The organism is Bremerella sp. P1 (assembly GCF_028748185.1).
In the GTDB taxonomy this organism is placed as follows: Bacteria; Planctomycetota; Planctomycetia; order Pirellulales; family Pirellulaceae; genus Bremerella.
Genome location: NZ_CP118164.1, coordinates 2,559,066 through 2,575,166, shown reverse-complemented (window position 1 = coordinate 2,575,166; position 16,101 = coordinate 2,559,066). Strand labels below are relative to the sequence as shown.

At 57.2% G+C, this 16,101-nt stretch carries 12 protein-coding genes; 3 read left to right on the top strand and 9 right to left on the bottom strand.

Going from position 1 to position 16,101, the window contains the following annotated elements:
* Positions 1-41: 41 nt before the first annotated feature.
* The gene (locus PSR63_RS10600; RefSeq protein ID WP_274333100.1) at positions 42-848 is read left to right on the top strand and encodes a TrkA C-terminal domain-containing protein; all 807 of its coding nucleotides are present in this window, start codon (positions 42-44) and stop codon (positions 846-848) included.
* Position 849: 1 nt separating this feature from the next.
* On the opposite strand, the gene PSR63_RS10595 is transcribed toward PSR63_RS10600, so the two are convergent.
* Entirely contained in the window at positions 850-1,968 is a 1,119-nt protein-coding gene (locus PSR63_RS10595) for a DUF1570 domain-containing protein (protein ID WP_274333099.1), read from the bottom strand.
* Positions 1,969-2,244: 276 nt separating this feature from the next.
* On the opposite strand from PSR63_RS10595, the gene PSR63_RS10590 reads away from it, so the two are divergent.
* Positions 2,245-3,456 carry a hypothetical protein gene (locus PSR63_RS10590; RefSeq protein WP_274333098.1) on the top strand — a complete coding sequence of 404 codons (1,212 nt, stop codon included), beginning with the start codon at positions 2,245-2,247 and terminating at the stop codon, positions 3,454-3,456.
* A 72-nt stretch (positions 3,457-3,528) separates the two neighbouring features.
* On the top strand, positions 3,529-4,599 hold the full coding sequence (locus PSR63_RS10585; protein ID WP_274333096.1) for a peptidylprolyl isomerase: 1,071 nt from the start codon (positions 3,529-3,531) through the stop codon (positions 4,597-4,599).
* A 9-nt stretch (positions 4,600-4,608) separates the two neighbouring features.
* On the opposite strand, the gene PSR63_RS10580 is transcribed toward PSR63_RS10585, so the two are convergent.
* From PSR63_RS10580 to PSR63_RS10545, 8 genes are read right to left on the bottom strand one after another with little or no spacing between them, the layout of a single operon-like run.
* A complete protein-coding gene (locus PSR63_RS10580; protein ID WP_274333094.1) occupies positions 4,609-5,544 on the bottom strand; it encodes a hypothetical protein in 936 nt (311 codons plus the stop codon).
* Complete coding sequence (locus PSR63_RS10575) at positions 5,541-9,287, bottom strand: hypothetical protein (RefSeq protein ID WP_274333092.1); 3,747 nt, start codon at positions 9,285-9,287, stop codon at positions 5,541-5,543. The genes PSR63_RS10580 and PSR63_RS10575 overlap by 4 nt, the downstream gene beginning before the upstream one ends.
* 32 nt (positions 9,288-9,319) lie before the next feature.
* Positions 9,320-11,989 carry a tetratricopeptide repeat protein gene (locus PSR63_RS10570; RefSeq protein WP_274333091.1) on the bottom strand — a complete coding sequence of 890 codons (2,670 nt, stop codon included), beginning with the start codon at positions 11,987-11,989 and terminating at the stop codon, positions 9,320-9,322.
* An 18-nt stretch (positions 11,990-12,007) separates the two neighbouring features.
* Positions 12,008-12,433, bottom strand: a complete 426-nt coding sequence (locus PSR63_RS10565; RefSeq protein WP_274333089.1) for an ExbD/TolR family protein — start codon at positions 12,431-12,433, stop codon at positions 12,008-12,010.
* A 3-nt stretch (positions 12,434-12,436) separates the two neighbouring features.
* Positions 12,437-12,853 carry an ExbD/TolR family protein gene (locus PSR63_RS10560; protein WP_274333087.1) on the bottom strand — a complete coding sequence of 139 codons (417 nt, stop codon included), beginning with the start codon at positions 12,851-12,853 and terminating at the stop codon, positions 12,437-12,439.
* 18 nt (positions 12,854-12,871) lie between these two features.
* Positions 12,872-13,681: a MotA/TolQ/ExbB proton channel family protein gene (locus tag PSR63_RS10555; RefSeq protein WP_274333085.1), complete on the bottom strand. Its 810-nt coding sequence runs from the start codon at positions 13,679-13,681 to the stop codon at positions 12,872-12,874.
* A gap of 14 nt (positions 13,682-13,695) precedes the next feature.
* Positions 13,696-14,847, bottom strand: coding sequence for a hypothetical protein (locus PSR63_RS10550; protein ID WP_274333083.1), 1,152 nt, complete (start codon positions 14,845-14,847; stop codon positions 13,696-13,698).
* Positions 14,831-15,862 (bottom strand): vWA domain-containing protein, encoded by a 1,032-nt coding sequence (locus tag PSR63_RS10545; RefSeq protein ID WP_274333081.1) that lies wholly within the window; start codon positions 15,860-15,862, stop codon positions 14,831-14,833. Before PSR63_RS10545 ends, PSR63_RS10550 begins: the two co-directional genes overlap by 17 nt.
* Positions 15,863-16,101: the final 239 nt, after the last annotated feature.

The following is a 16,101-nucleotide window of genomic DNA, read 5'->3' as shown; positions in this document are numbered from 1 at the left end:
ACATCGTCCACAAAACGCTTTCAGGGGCTTACTGTAGTCTAATGGCGTCCTTTATACCGATCATCTCTCTTTTTATCGTCATTCTCATGTCGTTAATGGTCGTGCGCATTGCGACCATGGCCTTAGTTTTGACCGGGCTTTCGCATCAGCTGGCTCAGTTTCAAGCTCGATCCGCGTTCACCGGGGCAGGCTTTACGACCTCGGAATCGGACAAAGTGACGCAGCATCCGGTACGCCGCAAGATCATCATGCTGCTGATGCTTTTGGGAAATGCGGGGATCGTGACCGCGATGAGTTCGCTCATGCTTTCGTTCATTAACACCCGGGAAAACGATCCGGTAGATATCTGGATCAACTTCGGCATCCTGGGCACGGGTCTGGCAGTTTTATGGTTCGTCAGTCGCAGCCAGTGGGTCGATCATCGCCTGAATAACCTGGTGGAATGGGCACTGCGGCGGTGGACCGATTTAGAAGTGGCCGACTACTCGAGCCTGTTGCACCTGGCACACGGGTTTATGGTGATCGAGATGGTCGTCGAAGAAACCGACTGGCTCGTCGAACGCGACCTGGCCGGCCTGCGGCTTTCAGAAGAAGGGGTGCTGGTCCTAGGGGTCGATCGCCCCGGTGTCGATTACATTGGCATTCCCCGCGGTCACACGCGACTACAAGCGGGCGACACGGTCATTCTGTACGGACAACGCGATGTGCTGATGAACCTCGACGAACGCCGAGCCGGTTCCCGCGGCAACTGGGATCACCACCGAGCGGTCGACAAGCGGATCCAGGTCCAGCTCGAGCAGGACGAGTTGGAAAAGGGGGAAGAAGCGGAAGGACAGAACGCTCCTTAGCTTACATCTTGTTCGGCAGGTCGGTGATGTACCGCAGGAAGTACGCTTCCAGTTGATCGAAGTCGCTACCGAACGCATCGCGGAAGTCACGCATACGCTCTTCTGTGGTGTAGCCCTCTTCGGCCGAGCGTGCCGCGACGGTCCGCACGTAGGCGGCGAATTCCCGGGGACGGGTTTCGATGAGATAGAAGACCAATGCCCAGCCTTCGCCGTAGGCGGTGGAAGGACGCTTGTAGTAGGCGTCGTCGGTGGCGATGAACTGGGCCAGCGAACCGGGGGCTCGTCGGGTCTTGGCGTACTCCAGGAACTCGAGCATCCGCGTCTTGTTCACGCGGTCGCGGAAGTTCGAGTGATTGCGCGAGTCCCACACGCCGGGCGCTTCGAACATGGTCGCGAGTCCTTCGACAAGCCACTTCGGCTGCGGAGCATAGCGGCTGTGTAGGCCAGTGTTAAAAGCCGTTTGGTGGGTGGCCTCGTGAATGATGGTGGCCATGTTCTCGGCCCACATCGGATTGTCGTGGTTGCCGTGGGTCACGTCATACAGCGCCACGCGGTTGGTTCGTGACGAGTAATAACCGACCAGACCCGGCGATACGCGCATGCCATCCCGGGCAGCGTACTTCTGATACGAACGAAAATCTGGGAAGACGACAGCAACCAGCGGAAACTCGTTCCGCTGCAGAAGAATGCCGCGAGCCGCGAAGTATTGCTGGAACGAACGAAAGAGCGTTTCAAACTGGTTGGCCCACTCGTCTTTCTGACCAGCGGGATGCACGACCAGGTAATTGCCCGTGCCGGTGACATCGAAGCCTTGGCCGAACTCCGTGAGCAGATCACCACGCATTTCATTTTGCCGGAGGGGACGAAACGGCGTGGCAAGTTGCGCAAAATTGGAAGCATTCTGAGGAGCAAAGTCCCACATGCGACCATCCTGGCCGAGCATGATCACCCTTTGCTCGGTCGCGAGCACCGGTGTGGCCTGGATGGTTTCATCTTTCAGATCCAGCTGAATCATCACCGGGTAAGTCTCTTGCTGAGCGATGGCTTTGGCCGTGAAATGCTGGCAAGTCGGTAGCAAAACTAGCGTTACGCTCAGCAGAGAAAGCCCTAGGAATTTCATATCCAAACCCGGTGTTCATAATCAGGGGAATTGTAAATACCTTACAAGCGTAGGTTACGCGCGACAAAAAACCCCTACAAATGAGGGGGAAACTTTCGAAGATTCTGCTGGAAAGTTATCGCCACAATCCCTAGAATGATTGCTCACCTCATCTCAAATGACCTTTTCTGGAAGAAATTCCTAACCCTATTCATGGACGCGCTTCGAACCATCATGTGGGTGGGCCTCGTGCTTGCGCTCGCAGGACCCCTGTATGCCCAAGATGCAGAACCTAGTTTGTCGGACCAAGTGAAAGCTTGGGCACGTCGTCTAGATTCTGACACGCTCGAGGATCGCCAACGCGCGGAGCGAGAGATTATCGAGCTTGGTCATAAGGCCATCGAGTATCTTCCGCAGGTCAAACCGAACACGCCGGCCGAAACCAAGGCTCGGCTTCAGCGGATTCGGACCATTCTGGAAAAGGCCCGTGCTGACAGCGCGGCCAAGGCATCGCTTGTAACGCTCACGGTTCAAGATGCGACGCTGACCGATATCCTGGGAGCGATCGAAGAACAGACCGGCAATAAACTGGTCGACTATCGCCGCAACTTCGGCCAGCGTGCTGACGCCACAAAGTTGAGCGTCGATTGGAAAGATGTTCCGTTCTGGAAAGCCGTCGAGGAACTCTTCACCAAGACGAATCTCGAGGCCTATCACTATGCAGGCCAGCCCAACGTGTTGGCCTTCGTAACGCGGCAGTCCTCCTCGGACGAACCGAATCCCTTGGTGCGAACCAGCGAGATCTTCCGCTTTGAACCAACCCGCGTCGAATCGTTTCTGAATCTTTCGGATCGCTCGCAGCGTGGAACGTTCTTGAATTTACAGGTTGCCTGGGAACCTCGCGTCGAGCCGATTGTCATCAAGTTACCGCTTGATCAGTTGAAGATCGAAGACGAACAAGGCAAAAGCCTGACGGCCGAGAATCAAATGGGTTCGCTCGATACCGAAGTGCTGCAAGGCGTTTCGGCGGTCGACATTCAGCTTCCTCTGGGAGGCGTCCAGCGGGACTCGCAAAAGATCGCGACCCTCAAGGGAGATATGGTGGCCTTGATGCCTGGTCGCGTCGAAACGTTCAAGTTCGATAAGCTAGAGACCGCGCGGAACGTGAAGGACACACGCGGAACGATTGAAGTTGTGCTCGAAGCATTTCGACGCAACGGTGATATCTGGGAGGCAAGTATCCTGCTGCGATTGTTGAACGAGCAAGGCGCGCTCGAATCGCATCGTGGCTGGGTCTACAACAACGAAGCATATTTGCAGGGCCCCGACGGGGAACGTATCGACATGGCCGGGTTTGAAGAAACCTACCGCGATGTCGATACCGTCGGCATGTCTTACAAGTTTGTTATGGAACGAGAAGTAGGCGATTTCCAATTCGTGTATCGATCACCGGCGTCGATTATTTCGCTGCCGGTATCCTTTGAGCTCACCGATATTCCATTGCCGTAGTTTCACGGGAAGCCAAGTTGGCGGAGCGTACCTGCACGCGGTACTGGAATCCGAAAGAATTGAGAGCAAGCCATGTCGTCAAAACCCTGGATCGGATCTCCGACGTTCGTTCTGGTGATGATCTGTTTGATCGTCTTGCCAGAAGCCGCGAACCAATGGAGCCTATCAGGCGATTTCGAATCCTCACTTGGCCCCTACTTGCCCGAAGAAACGTTGATCCATCCTTCCACGGGAGCGATGGTCGTCGCGAGCGTGAATGACGTTCCGATTTATGACGTGGAGATCGAGCGCTATTTGCAGCGGTTGAATGTGTTCGATGACCTGCCGGAGACGTCGTTGCAGGTTTATCGCTCGACCGTGATGTCGCAGTTGGTGCGCCGCCAGGTGATTCTTTCGTACCTGCAGACGACCAAATTCCGTGCTACCGAACAAGAGGTCGACTTGGCCGTTTCCGAGGTCAAACAGGCCCTGGCAACTCGCGGTCAGTCATTGGATGAATTCCTCGCCTCCGGCAAGGTCGATCAGGCCATGCTCCGCCGTAACCTGGCCTGGAAGATCGTCTGGTCGCGCTACCTGGAAAGCTATTTGACCGAAGCGAACCTGCGTCGCTACTACGAGCGGAATTACGAACGATTCGACGGCACGGCCCGGCGTGTATCGCAAGTCTACTTTGGCGATCCTGATAACTCCGCGGAATTTGACTGGGATGTGGCTTTCCGGGAAGCCGTGTTCCTGCGAGATCGCATCCAGCAAGGGGAAATCTCTTTCGAGGACGCGGTCAAACTGCACTCGCAGGCCCCTAGTGCCGCGGACGGCGGAGACATGGGCTGGATCCAGCATCATGGTCCCTTGGATCCTCGGATTCATGAAGCCACGTTCGCCCGTCCTGTCGGTGAGCTGGTCGGTCCGATTCAAACCAAGTTCGGTATCCACTTGATGAAAGTCCACGAAGAGAAGCGGGGCGAGAAGAAGTGGGAAGACATGGTCGACGATATTCGCGCTGCTGCGGCCGCGTACTTGTTCGCCCACGTGGCCGATCGTCACATTTCCGACTCGAACGTCTACTACTTCGGTGAAGAAGAAGGTTCGGAAATCGATCCCTCATTCGTCCGTCGATTCAGTGACGAATTCATCGCTCCGTAGGACCCGCGACTACTTCGCTGGTTCTATCCACTCTCCGTCGCGATAAACGCATTGCCGAGGATCGAAGCCGATTGCCTTGGCAAGGGATAGGACCGGCAGTGGTTTTTGGAACGTTCCGTCAAGGAAGAATCCCCACTGCGGTTTCACTTCGTCGCTCGCCTCGCTGGTCCTTAGTTCCAGTTCCGCCGCGACAAGCTTCTGCAGCATGTAGGCTGGAATCTGCCCTTGTCCACAGCCAGGGCAAAGACCTTGAACCAGTGCCAGGCACTCGTCGGGCGTGATCTTGCTGGTCCCTTGCCGCATCGCGCTGCGGATCTCGTCCCGCTGGAGTTGTTGCCGCGCATCGGCACGTTCGCCGTGGCGAAGCATCTGCAAAACCTTGATGACATCCTCACGCAACGACTCGTCGAGCGCGGCTCCCGTGGTTACGGCCTGCTGTTGGCCTTCCAAAAGCGAGGCGTCATGGGAAGGATCAATCAGGTAGGCCATCGCGCGAAGCTGTTTCACGCTTTGGGGATCGTTCATCAGGGGGGTCATCCCCAGAAGTGCACTTCGTCCTTCCGCTTTCGGATCGAGATGGGCAGCAATCATGAACAGACGCTTAGCCGTTTCGACTGCTTCGGGATCGGACGTCTTCTCGACCAGCTCTTCGGCGTATTCGCGGTAGGCCTTGGGGTTATCGGGCGAGAGTTGGCTCAAGCGGCTTGGGCTTACCGGCTGAAGCAGCAGGTCGATCTCGCTGCGGAGGATACGGCGATTCAGCTCGTCACCTTCCGGTGTTACGATTCGCAGTTGGATGCTCATGTCGTCGGCCGATTCGACAAAGCCGGCGATCGGTTCCTTCTGACCTTTGACATAGACAACCGCCCCAAAAGCTTCGCTGCAAACGAGCAGCAAAGCCAGGAGCATCAACCATGATTTCATGCGAGTTGGAATTACGATCATGCCGAGCCTCCAGTCAATTCCCAGACTTTGACCAGTGCCAGCTCGCCACTGCGAAGTTGCTCGATCAAGCTCGTTGCGGACGCATCTTGTTGTTCCAGTTTGTCGATGATCTGTCCCAGCTGCCCCTGAAATTGCGGCCGCTCTTTGCCAAAGCGAAGGGAGACTAGCCGTAGCCATACCCGCTGCTTGGCGACCATCGAGGCGATGGGCGAATTGCTCAGGTAATTGAGGGCGATCTCACGGCGAGTAATATCCTGCAGCTTGCCCGCCTCGGCATCGGTGAGGGTCATCTGTTCGAGACGGGCTCGTTCGATCTCGATCAAGCGTGCGACGATCGCATCGGGTAGCTCATCACTACCCAGTTGATCAGGCGAAATCCCGCTGAGCCGTGCATGCTGTCGATAGTGATCCGCAAGGAACATGGCCATGTCATTGGCCATTTGCGGCGAAAGCTCGCCCGACTGGGCAGGCTGATTCCCGAGACCTTCGAGTCCACTCCGCAGCAGGCGTTCTCGCAGTTCGTCCCGCGCGGTTCGCACGTTGTTAACGACTACGTTTTCTCCCAACAAGCCACCGACGATCTCGGCCATGTCATCCGCTGCGCGGCGGGCCGTATGGACTTGATCCGCAACGGCCAGCTTAATATTCGTCCAGTGAGAGAACGCTCGGATTCCGCTCTGGATCTGGCCTTGCTCGGCGCGCGGCTTGGGGGCCAGAAGGTATTCCGCCAACTGGGATGCGGTCGCGTAGTCAACGTCCTCGACATCTCCGGCAAGCGAACATAGCTCGCGGTAGACATCGATTCGGCCCAGGGGATTGCTCGCGCGATGCAAGCGTTCGACGAGCGATTCAATCTTGGATAATGCCGCTAACGACTTGGTGGAGGACGAAGTCGCATTCATGTTGGTCGCGGAATTCGCATCGTAGACAGGCGGACCTTTCTTGAGCGTCTCCTCAAAAATCCGCTGCCCCATATTGCCCTGGCTGGCCGCATGCCCCAGGGCCGATAGAAAGCTCAGTTCGGTAACCTGCTTGGCAAGTTCATCCGCTGCGATATCCGATGGCGGTTGCCAATCGAAAGCTGCCGACCGTCGCGTGAACATGCGATACATTTCACCGTCGCGAACGACCACCGCGTCGAGACCCAATTCGGTACGTACGATCGCCGCCGATTGAATCGGGTCGTCGGCATCCAGACCCCGGCTAATCCGCCGCGAGAGCATGCGGGCAATTTCCTGTTGGACGCTCGAGCTTTTCATGCCGTGCTCGAAAGCGTCCAATATCGGCAGCAAACGATCGGCCTTATCGGAACTGACCACTCGCTGCACGACCGGCTGATAAGTTGACCAGTTCTCGGTCATTCGCCCGGCGATATCAGCAATCAGATAACTATCTTTGGCAACAACCTGGTCCGCAGGCAGGTAGCTTTGAGCCATCTGGGAAAGATCCGCATGCAAACGGGCCGCCGCATTGGGATCGTTGGCGGAAAGGTCACGAATCTTGTGATACTGCTCGCGAATCATCTCGCTCATCGTGAGTTCGACGGGGTCCGCCGAACCCGAGTACGTAATGCCCAGTTGTTGCTCCAGTTCGTTTAAGAACAGTTCGCGACGTTCTTCCGGCAAGTCCGACTGCTGAGCCGATTTGACGCTGAGAAAGGCCTTCTCCAGCATTTGCGATAGCGGCGTCGCGGCCGATATCGGTGCGTCCTTCAGCGAAATTCCTTCGGTCAACGTCTGAGCGATGATTTCGACCGCTTCATCGCTCGGTTCATCGTGCACGAGCCCCGCGACAGATTCGCGAATCGCTTCCCTTGATTCTCCTGCCTCCGCGACAGACTTCGTTACCATCTGGGGCAACAAGGCTCGATAGGCCTTGCTGCGGCGGTCTACGTCATCGGTACAGATCGCGGTCAAACGCGGCTGGAGGGACGTTTCTTCCTGGTAGACCTTCAGCAGATTGAGCGAGAGGGATTCGCCCCACCAGGGTTGCCGCTGCCAGACGAGTACTTCCGGCTCGTTGTTATCATCCGACGAATCGAGGTTGGTATCGGCGATATCGGTCGAAGTTTTCCCGGGTGAATGATGCGCGGTGGGCGAGCCTGTTGGAGGGATCGAACCGATGTAAATGACATATCCGCCACCGAAAAGCAGCAGGGCGAAAAACGCACCGAAGATCATGGCAACCTGGCGCTGCCCGCGATTTTGCTTCCGCGTGTAGTCAACGATTCGGTCTTCGATCAGTTGCTGGCAATGGGTGTGATCGAGTCCCCATTGCTCGCCTTCGGCCATCAATCGCTGACGGCTTTGTATCGAAAGGAAACCCTCTTCGCGCATCAGCTCATCGACCAGCGAATTGATATGCGACTCGGCCTGTCCGACTGTCACCAGGCGAAGGTCTTCTTCCTGCAGAACTTCGCGAAGCGTGCTCCAGGCGAGGTCTTCATGGAGACCGTGCATATCGACGCCGATCTGGACGAGCTGCTGTGCCAGGGTCGCAATGACAATGCCGTGACTCATGTTGTCGAGTCGTTCACGCACGAACTCTCGGAACGATTCGGCACGCTGTTGCTGGCGAGTATCCGACTGGTTCTTCTCGTTTTGCTTCTGAATGGAAGCGAGCGCGGCGTCGCGATCTTGATCGGAAAGCCCCAGGTCGGTGGCTACCTGGGCGATCATGATACGCGTTAGCGAGTTGACTCCGCCTTGTCCGGCAATGATGGTCGCGGCCCGCTGCTGGAACGTCGTGATCCGTTCGGCCTTGGCTTGTTTCTCGTCTCGCTCTTCCGGCTTCTCTTCTTCCGAGGCGACGACGTATCCCTTCTCCTTAGCGACCTCCAAAAGCAGGTCACGTGCGAGCACTTCGCTTAAGCCCAGCTTGGTGGTTCCCTCGCGAATGAGCTTCTGTTCGCGTCGCTCGTTCACGCGTTTGACCGGCAAGGCCTCCATCGCCTTCCGTAGATAGACTTTGTAAAGCTTGCTGGGGGATTGCCGTTTCTTTTTCTCGGCCTTTTCCCGCTCGGCGGCTTCGCGTTCTTCCTGGGTCGGGCCTTCTTCGGTTTCAGGCGCGAGTTGGGCCTCGAATACCTGCATCGGATCCGCGGCCGGTACATCCTTTGAGGGGGGCTGAGGGTTGAAGTTGGAATCGTCCAGTCGCCGGTAAAGGTTGCCGCGGACGTCGTGCGGAATCAGAAACTGATCGGCCAGGAAGTTGATTCGGGCCAGTGCCTGTTCCGACCATCCGCGTGCGTCGGCCAAGATAAGCCGTGCCTGGCGCGTGAACGAGTAAAGGTCTTGAGGCCGCACGCCTGGGTAGTCCTGATCGTCCTCGGCGACCACTTCCGACTCGATTAGCGGTTCGTCGTCGGCGGGCTTCTCGACCTCATCGGCAAGAACCTCCTGCGGAGCCGCTTCTGGTGGCGGGGCGGCTGCCTGGGGTGGCTGCGGCTTGGGGGGAGCCGGAGGCAGAGCTTGGGCAGGCTTCGACTTGACCGGTTTCGTCTGCGTGGGCTTCGTCGTAGGAGGTGAAGCCGCCGCAGGGGTCGCTGGGGCCGTGTACAGAATGTGCATCGCCTGCTGGTATTCTTCCCGAGACAGGCCGCACTGATACGCTAGTGCTGGCAGGACCGTCGGATCGTGTCCTCCACCGCGAGAAGCAAGAAAAGCCTCCGCTTCGCGAACGAATTCGTCGATTCGTTGCGATTGGTTCGGGTCGGCGGAGTGTGGAGGCGGTCCTTGAGGCATTCCACTGGACGTATTCAGGAATTACTAACAGGTTACGATCCCGCAGATCCGGAGATCTGTTGGGCGAGTGTCTTTATTTTATCGCGCCACGGTGGCAAACCCCAATCTGGATGCAGCAATTCAAATTGCTCCAGGACCGTTTTGGCTTGATCGCGGTCGGTTTGCTGTAGGCAAGCCAACTGGTAATACTTGGCCTCGAACCAGGCCTCGTCTCCCTTGTTGAGCCCTACCAGCAAGGTGCGCCAGTGTCCCAGAGCCCCGGGGTAGTTCTGTAGTGTGAACTCAACCCTTCCCAGCCGTTGCAGGTACTCTTGTTCCTTGGGATAGGCATCGACCAGCACACGCAGGTAAGTCGCCGCGTCGGACCAGCGATGAAGCTGCTCGGCGAAATCGGCTGCCTTCGAGCAGGCCACTTTGGCGTTCTTGCTCTGTTTCACAGCTCCGGACGTTGCTCCGAGATGCTTCACCAGGCGGCTATAGATGTCAAAGCCTTCTTCCAGAAGGGGCATATCGGGATTGGTCGTAGCGGCAACCTGCTGATCGATTTCCAGGGCGCGAATGATCAGCGCTGACTGCTCGTACGGCGAACCTTTGGCATACTTGAGTAGCCAATCGGCGTGCGTGGCGACCTCGTCCTCATTCTTTTGAGATCGAGCCAGCATCAGCGCCTGGTAGTGATAGTCGACCCAGGCCCGGTCGTCCGGCGGAAGGGAAGCGACCAGCGCCTTCGACGCACCAACGTACTTCGCGAAGTTGGCAGCAGGTAAGATGTTCTTGCGGGCCAAGTCGGAAACGTTCAACAAGCAACGCACCACGCCGGAGATGCGATCCTCCGGAGCAGAGTCCTGGTTCAATCGTGACTCAAGGTCATCGGCAACCGTTTTGAGTTGTCCGGCCAGCTCTTTCTTTTCGTCCTCAGACGAAGCTTGATCGATTTGTTGCCGCAGCAGATTACACAGATCGAACTTGGCGGACCAATAATTGGGGTCATTGGGCGCAATGCTTTGTAGCTGCCGGATCGAGGAAGTCATCGAGCCGCGCGACTGCTGCAATTTGGCGATGAAGTAGTCCGCCTTCTGAGCGTACTGGTGATTGGGGAAGTCACGCTTCAGGTCTTCCAGCACTTCGATGGCACGCAGACCGTAGCGAGGTTCTTCTTTAGCCAGGGCCTGGTAAGACACAAACGCCATCCAGGCGGCTTCGGCTGCCTTGCCGGGGTTGGGACCTTTAAGACCCGAGACAGCGTCTTGAAAATTCATGCCGGCCTCGGCGTGTTCTTCCAAGCGGTAGCTACACCAACCCAGCGTGTAGCGGCATTCGCTTGCGGAAAGAAGGTCTTTCTTCGCCTCGGGGGCGGTCAAGGCATCGCGAAGTTGAGCTTGCGCCTTGCGGTAGTCGTCGTCCGACTTCGATTTCTCGGCTTCGGCGAACTCCTGCTGGCCGACCAGCCACATCATGTAAAAGCCTTGCGAATTCTCCAGATCGAGGTCGTACTTCTCGACCAACTGAATAGCCGCCGAGTGATGGCCCAGCTTGGCTAAACCAATCAGTCCCTGGATGCCCATATCGCGGATCTTGGGATTGTTGGCTCCTTCTCGCAGGCCGGTGTCGGCTAACAATACGCACAGGCTCGTTTTGCCGGGGGACGTATTCCCTTGAAAGTCTTGAATGGTCATCTTGGCGAAATCGGCCGCTGCGTCGAGTTTCCCTGCGTTGATCAGGCCGCGGCAGTACCAATAGTCGGACTGATCGACAATCTCGGCACTCGTAGGGCCAGCTTCCAGCAGCGCGAAACATCGCTGCCCATCCAGCACGTTGTCGTCCAGAATCTCGGACATGCCCAGACCGATCAGGGCCCGAGCTCGCCACTCTTGTTCGAGCCCCATTCGATTCGGATCGGCCGCCTCATGCCAGGGCGTGGTTGCCTTCGGGTCAATCTTCAAATCCAGCAATCCACGAAAGAGATTGATGGCGATCTTTGAGTACTGCGACGGCCCACGTGTATCTTCGACCAACGAGAGGTAATAGTTCGACCAGGCACCGAAGAACGCGGCCCGACCGACAACGCCTTCCAGCTCACGCACCACCTTCTCGCGCGTTTCTCGTCCAGTTCCCGACGGCATGCGGTCGATGACGTCCCATTGCTCTTCGATTCGCTTTTGAATCGACTTGTGATACTCGACCAGCTTCGGAGCGATCCGCTGAAAGTCGCTGCGTGCTTCGGCCAGGGACTCCTTATCGCTTGGGTCGTTCAGCCACCGCGTGACGGCTGCTTCCCCACGGTTGTAGTCAGCTTGTAGCAGCATCACCTGAATCGCCGGTGTGTCGGCACTGGGGTGATCAGTGAGAAACTGCTGGACCTTCTGCTGATAGTGCTTCGACCGGACCGGGTCATCGGCGTAAAGCATCAACTGGGTGGCGTACAACTGCGAGCCTTGGTCGAGCAGCTCTTCCCGTTCTTCGGCCGGCAGGGCATGTTTCAAATAGCGCTCGATCAGCAGCAGCCGCTGATCCGGCAACTTGAATTTGCTTAGGTAACCATCAACGCGGCGGTACTCCTCGATCATCTGTTGGGGAGAACGCTTGTCGTTGACGACCGCATTCTGGGCACTCGCCGCGCGCAGCGGAGCAAGGCACATCGCGGCGGCAGTGAAGCCGCCAAGAAGTGCACATGCGAATCGCGTTTTCAGCGCGGTAGGCACGAGTGAGGTGGGTTTCTCTTACGGGGTTAATGGAACGTACGAAACGCCGGGAAACTCGGAATTCTTGCAAGCTTGAATCGCTGCGGCTGCCATTCCGTAGGGTGCGGCATCGGGGGCTCGTACGAAGGCCCCATCCGCTTTGTTAGGAAACTTGTCGAGCACTTCCTGCAGTTCGGCGAAAGTACTGATGTTGTTCGATCCGATTTGATAGACCCAATTCCCATCGACCTCGGCCAGCAGGACCACGGCAGGCTCCAGATCTGTCTCGGCGGCGCTGCTCGACTTTTCATTCACCTTGGTCACGGCGTCCAGGTCACGTTCGGTCTTGGTGAAGCTGGCGGTGACGATGAAGAAGATGAGCAGCAGGAACACGACATCGATCATGCTGGTCATTTCCAGCGTGATCTGGCGATTATGGGCGCGTTTATGGCTAGATAATTTCATGGCTTAGTTAGGTACCTGCACAGCGAGGCGAACTTTCGAAATCCCTTGGCCGGCCAGCTGTTTGACCAAAGCATTGGGAACCTGGCAGGTTGCTTTCTGATCGATGCGAACGACGACGGTCACAAGGCCCGGGTCGCCCCCGTTGCTCTCGAGTTCTTTCCCGACCAAAAACGCCACATCAGCTAACTGCAGTTGGTTGCCGGCCACGATGATATCGCCGGCCTTGTTAATGTTGACGACCAGGGAGGTCTTCTTCTGATCCTTGGCACCCTTCAGCTCCGGCAGTTCCAGCTTCTCGCGGTTGGTTTCCGAGACCTGGCTGACGGTGATGAAGAAGATCAACAGCAAGAAGACGATGTCGATCATCGGCGTGATGTCCATCCCCTTGGTGTGTCGCACTCGCTTCTTGGAGAGCTTCATGTCATTGTCCCCAAGCGATTAGCGGCGACGACCCAGCGGAGTCAGGATCTGTTCCACGCGTTTGCCGACTTCCGCTACGAGGGAATCGATGCGGTTGCCGAAGTAGCTGTAAGCCACCATCGCGGGAATAGCAACGACCAGCCCCAGCAGCGTGGTGACCAGTGCTTGCCCAATCGAGCCGGCCAAGTCTTCCGGTTTCGGAGCCCCACCACTCGAGGCGATCGTATTGAAGGCCTTGATCATACCCAGCACCGTACCGGTCAGCCCGAGCATCGGAGCGATCGAGCCAATCAGGCCCAGCACTTCGGTCTTGCGGTAAAGCTTGGCCGTTTGATCTTCGCCTGCTTCTTCGACGGCCGCCTTGTATTCGGCAAAGCCAAATTCGGCCCCGCGAAAGCGTTCCAGACCGGCCTGCACAACATAAGTCAGCAGCGACTCATACTCAGGGTTCTTGCAAACTTCGAGCGCCTCGTCGACGCGGCCCTGGGCGATCATCTCTTCCAGTTCGTAGGCGACCCCTTCCGGCATCAGCACACTTTTGCGAATGGTCAGGAAGTGCTCGACGATGAAACCAATCGCGACCATCGATAAGAGGCCGATCAAGATCCCGACGGTACCACCATCCATCAGCGTATCGAGAAGGGTCTTTTCTTCGTAATTGGAACGCGGGGCCATGGTGGCATCTTCGTTGCCGTCGAGTGTCAGCGTATCCGGCGAGGTCGGCGGGGGGTTCCCCGAATCTTGTGCCCAGAGCTGAACGGTGAAAACTGCTACCAGCAGTACCAGGCAATAGAAGATGCCCGTCTTGGGCGTCGTCTTGTGTCGCATATCAAGGGTGCCTCTCAAGGGTTGCTTTGGGACTTAGTCGCTTCGCGAATTTCCTGGGCGTGGGTCGTTCCACCGTAGAACAGCAAGAGCTGCCGGCGAATGTCCTGAGCCTGTTCGGGTTGTTGGATGCGTCGTAACGCGGAGTAAGTTTCTGACAGGGCGGCTGCGGCCAGTTCGGGATGTTCGTTGCCGTACAGGGCAGGGATGTGCAGCAAATCGAGCACACCATTTTCGATTCGCAGAAACTCGCTCGACCGTGAGCCTGAGATGCCCAACAGGTACCACGCCACCGGTTGGTTCCAGGTCTCGAAGCTATGAATCAGCGGCTCGAGATCAGCCCGCGCGCCGATCAAGTCGCCTGTTTGAATACGCGATTGCGCGGTGAGAATCACCGGCCATTGCTTGAGGGTCGGATTGCCGCTTTTGATGCGGCTCCGCCATGATTCTGCCTGGGCAAAGTCCTCGGCAGCGATCGCCAGCGAGGCCATGTAGACCAGTACGCCATCAGGCGCGCCCGAGCCTATCGAAGTGGCCGCCGTGCTGGCCTTGGGAAGTGCCTCGGCCGCTTTTTCGCGATCGAAGAAGATGGGCAGCATGTCGGAAGTCAGACCAGTCTGTTTGTCGTAATCGAGGGTTCGGCTGCCGGGCAGCTGCGTTACTTCGCTGGTTCGTGCCGACTTCTTCATGATTCGTAAGCAGCAGAAGTAGGGTTCAAGTGCCGCTTCTCGTTCACCTTCGGCCAGGCGTCCCCACATGGTGGCCTGGCAAACCATGTAGGCGACTTTGGAGTCGCGATTTTTGTAGCGATCGAAGACGGTCTCGGCTGGTTCGCGAGCTCCTGCGTAGTCGCCAACTTTCAGGCGTTGGTGAATGCGAAAGAGAGGATCGCCCAGTTCCTTCCGCAGGCGATCGAAGTCGGCTTGCTTATCTGGACTGACGGTGCCGAGTTCAATTTCGTGCCAGGGAATGAGGTTGTTGTCGGTGACTTTGACTCCTTCTTCGTCAAAGCCGATCACGGTGATGTTACCGATCAAGCGAAGATCTCGGAGGATAAGTCGATCGGCCTGTACATGTGCTGGCACGGCCAGCCAAAACGCAGCGACCAAAACCGCCATGCATTGCCCGCACCACGTGCTCACGCGTGGGCTATCAAAAGGCAGAGACATGGCGATACGATCCTCCGGAGTCGTTAGCAATCTGCCGCATCAGTGGTTCGGCTGACTTATCGATGAACGAGATCGAATGAATCTTGGTTCGGTTGCTGCCACCGATGTTCAGCGCTTTCACCTCTGGGACAACATTCGGCTCGAACAGACCGTCGGTCATGAAGAAGATTGCATCGGGGGCTGGCGTCAACTTGAACGCTTCCTGAAATGCTGAAGTCGGATTGGTGCCGCCCTGGGCCGTGACCGTATTCAGCCAACGCTTGACGTTGTCGAGGTCACGCTTTGGGTTTCGCCAGCCACGCATGGTGTAAGGAACGGCGCCGCTGTTGAAGAAGACGACCTGGAATTCACTCTCCCGCGACATGCTGCGGATGGCTTCCAGGACCTCTTCTTTCAGGTATTCGATTTTGGGACCACTCATACTGCCGCTACAGTCGGCGATGATGCAGATGCGCGAACCTTCGGCCCGGACGCCCATGAACGTGGTACCAGCGCCCACCGAGCCACCGCCGCCCCCGATGGTATTTAACGATCCGGCCGCGCCGCCAGCAGCACCACTAGGAAGGAGCTGCGAAAGGCTGACCTCTTCCCCCATCTCGGATGTCGCAGCGGTTGGGGGTTCGATGTCGGCGACCAACTCGTCCAGGCTGGCCGTGTCGGACGACTGTTCGACGTCGCTCGTATCAAGAACGTCTCCGCCGGAGTCGGTCAGGTCGATCCCAGGCAATTCGCCGATCGAGACTTCTTCGCCTTCGGGAAGGCCACTGCGATAATCACAAGTGACGGCTGCCAGGACAAACAAGATGCCCATGTGGATCAGAAGCGAGGCGAAGCCCGAGATGCTGTCGGTCAGCCAATAGTGGGCCTTCGGTTGATGGTCTTCTTCCGACGTATGCAGCTGTTCGGCGTCCGGCAGACGGACCACATTCCCACAATGCGGACAGACAACTTCACCACCCAATTGATCGGCGGTAGCCGTCAGGTTCTTGCTGCAGTAAAAGCAGGAAAGTTGCATGGTGGGAACTCGCGAAAAGCCTTCGTTTACCGGTCGAGACCGCAAACTGCTAAAATCAGAGGAGCGTGGCAGTTGCGCACCGTAAGGTGGTGTACACTGCACAATCATCATCGTAGGAATAGAATACAAGCCGGTCAATGAATTGGAACGCTGGCCGAGGCCCCCGGGGGAAAGCTTTCTCCCAGGAAAACGGCCTTTCGGTGCGTTTCCAACTGAATATCAAGTGCGGAACAACCGCC

Bases quoted from the DNA above. Each gene is read 5' to 3' on its own strand.
- PSR63_RS10600 (WP_274333100.1), top strand. From the start codon at position 42: ATGGCGTCCTTTATACCGATCATCTCTCTTTTTATCGTCATTCTCATG.
- PSR63_RS10595 (WP_274333099.1), bottom strand. From the start codon at position 1,968: ATGAAATTCCTAGGGCTTTCTCTGCTGAGCGTAACGCTAGTTTTGCTA.
- PSR63_RS10585 (WP_274333096.1), top strand. From the start codon at position 3,529: ATGTCGTCAAAACCCTGGATCGGATCTCCGACGTTCGTTCTGGTGATG.
- PSR63_RS10580 (WP_274333094.1), bottom strand. From the start codon at position 5,544: ATGATCGTAATTCCAACTCGCATGAAATCATGGTTGATGCTCCTGGCT.
- PSR63_RS10575 (WP_274333092.1), bottom strand. From the start codon at position 9,287: ATGCCTCAAGGACCGCCTCCACACTCCGCCGACCCGAACCAATCGCAA.
- PSR63_RS10565 (WP_274333089.1), bottom strand. From the start codon at position 12,433: ATGAAATTATCTAGCCATAAACGCGCCCATAATCGCCAGATCACGCTG.
- PSR63_RS10560 (WP_274333087.1), bottom strand. From the start codon at position 12,853: ATGAAGCTCTCCAAGAAGCGAGTGCGACACACCAAGGGGATGGACATC.
- PSR63_RS10555 (WP_274333085.1), bottom strand. From the start codon at position 13,681: ATGCGACACAAGACGACGCCCAAGACGGGCATCTTCTATTGCCTGGTA.
- PSR63_RS10550 (WP_274333083.1), bottom strand. From the start codon at position 14,847: ATGTCTCTGCCTTTTGATAGCCCACGCGTGAGCACGTGGTGCGGGCAA.
- PSR63_RS10545 (WP_274333081.1), bottom strand. From the start codon at position 15,862: ATGCAACTTTCCTGCTTTTACTGCAGCAAGAACCTGACGGCTACCGCC.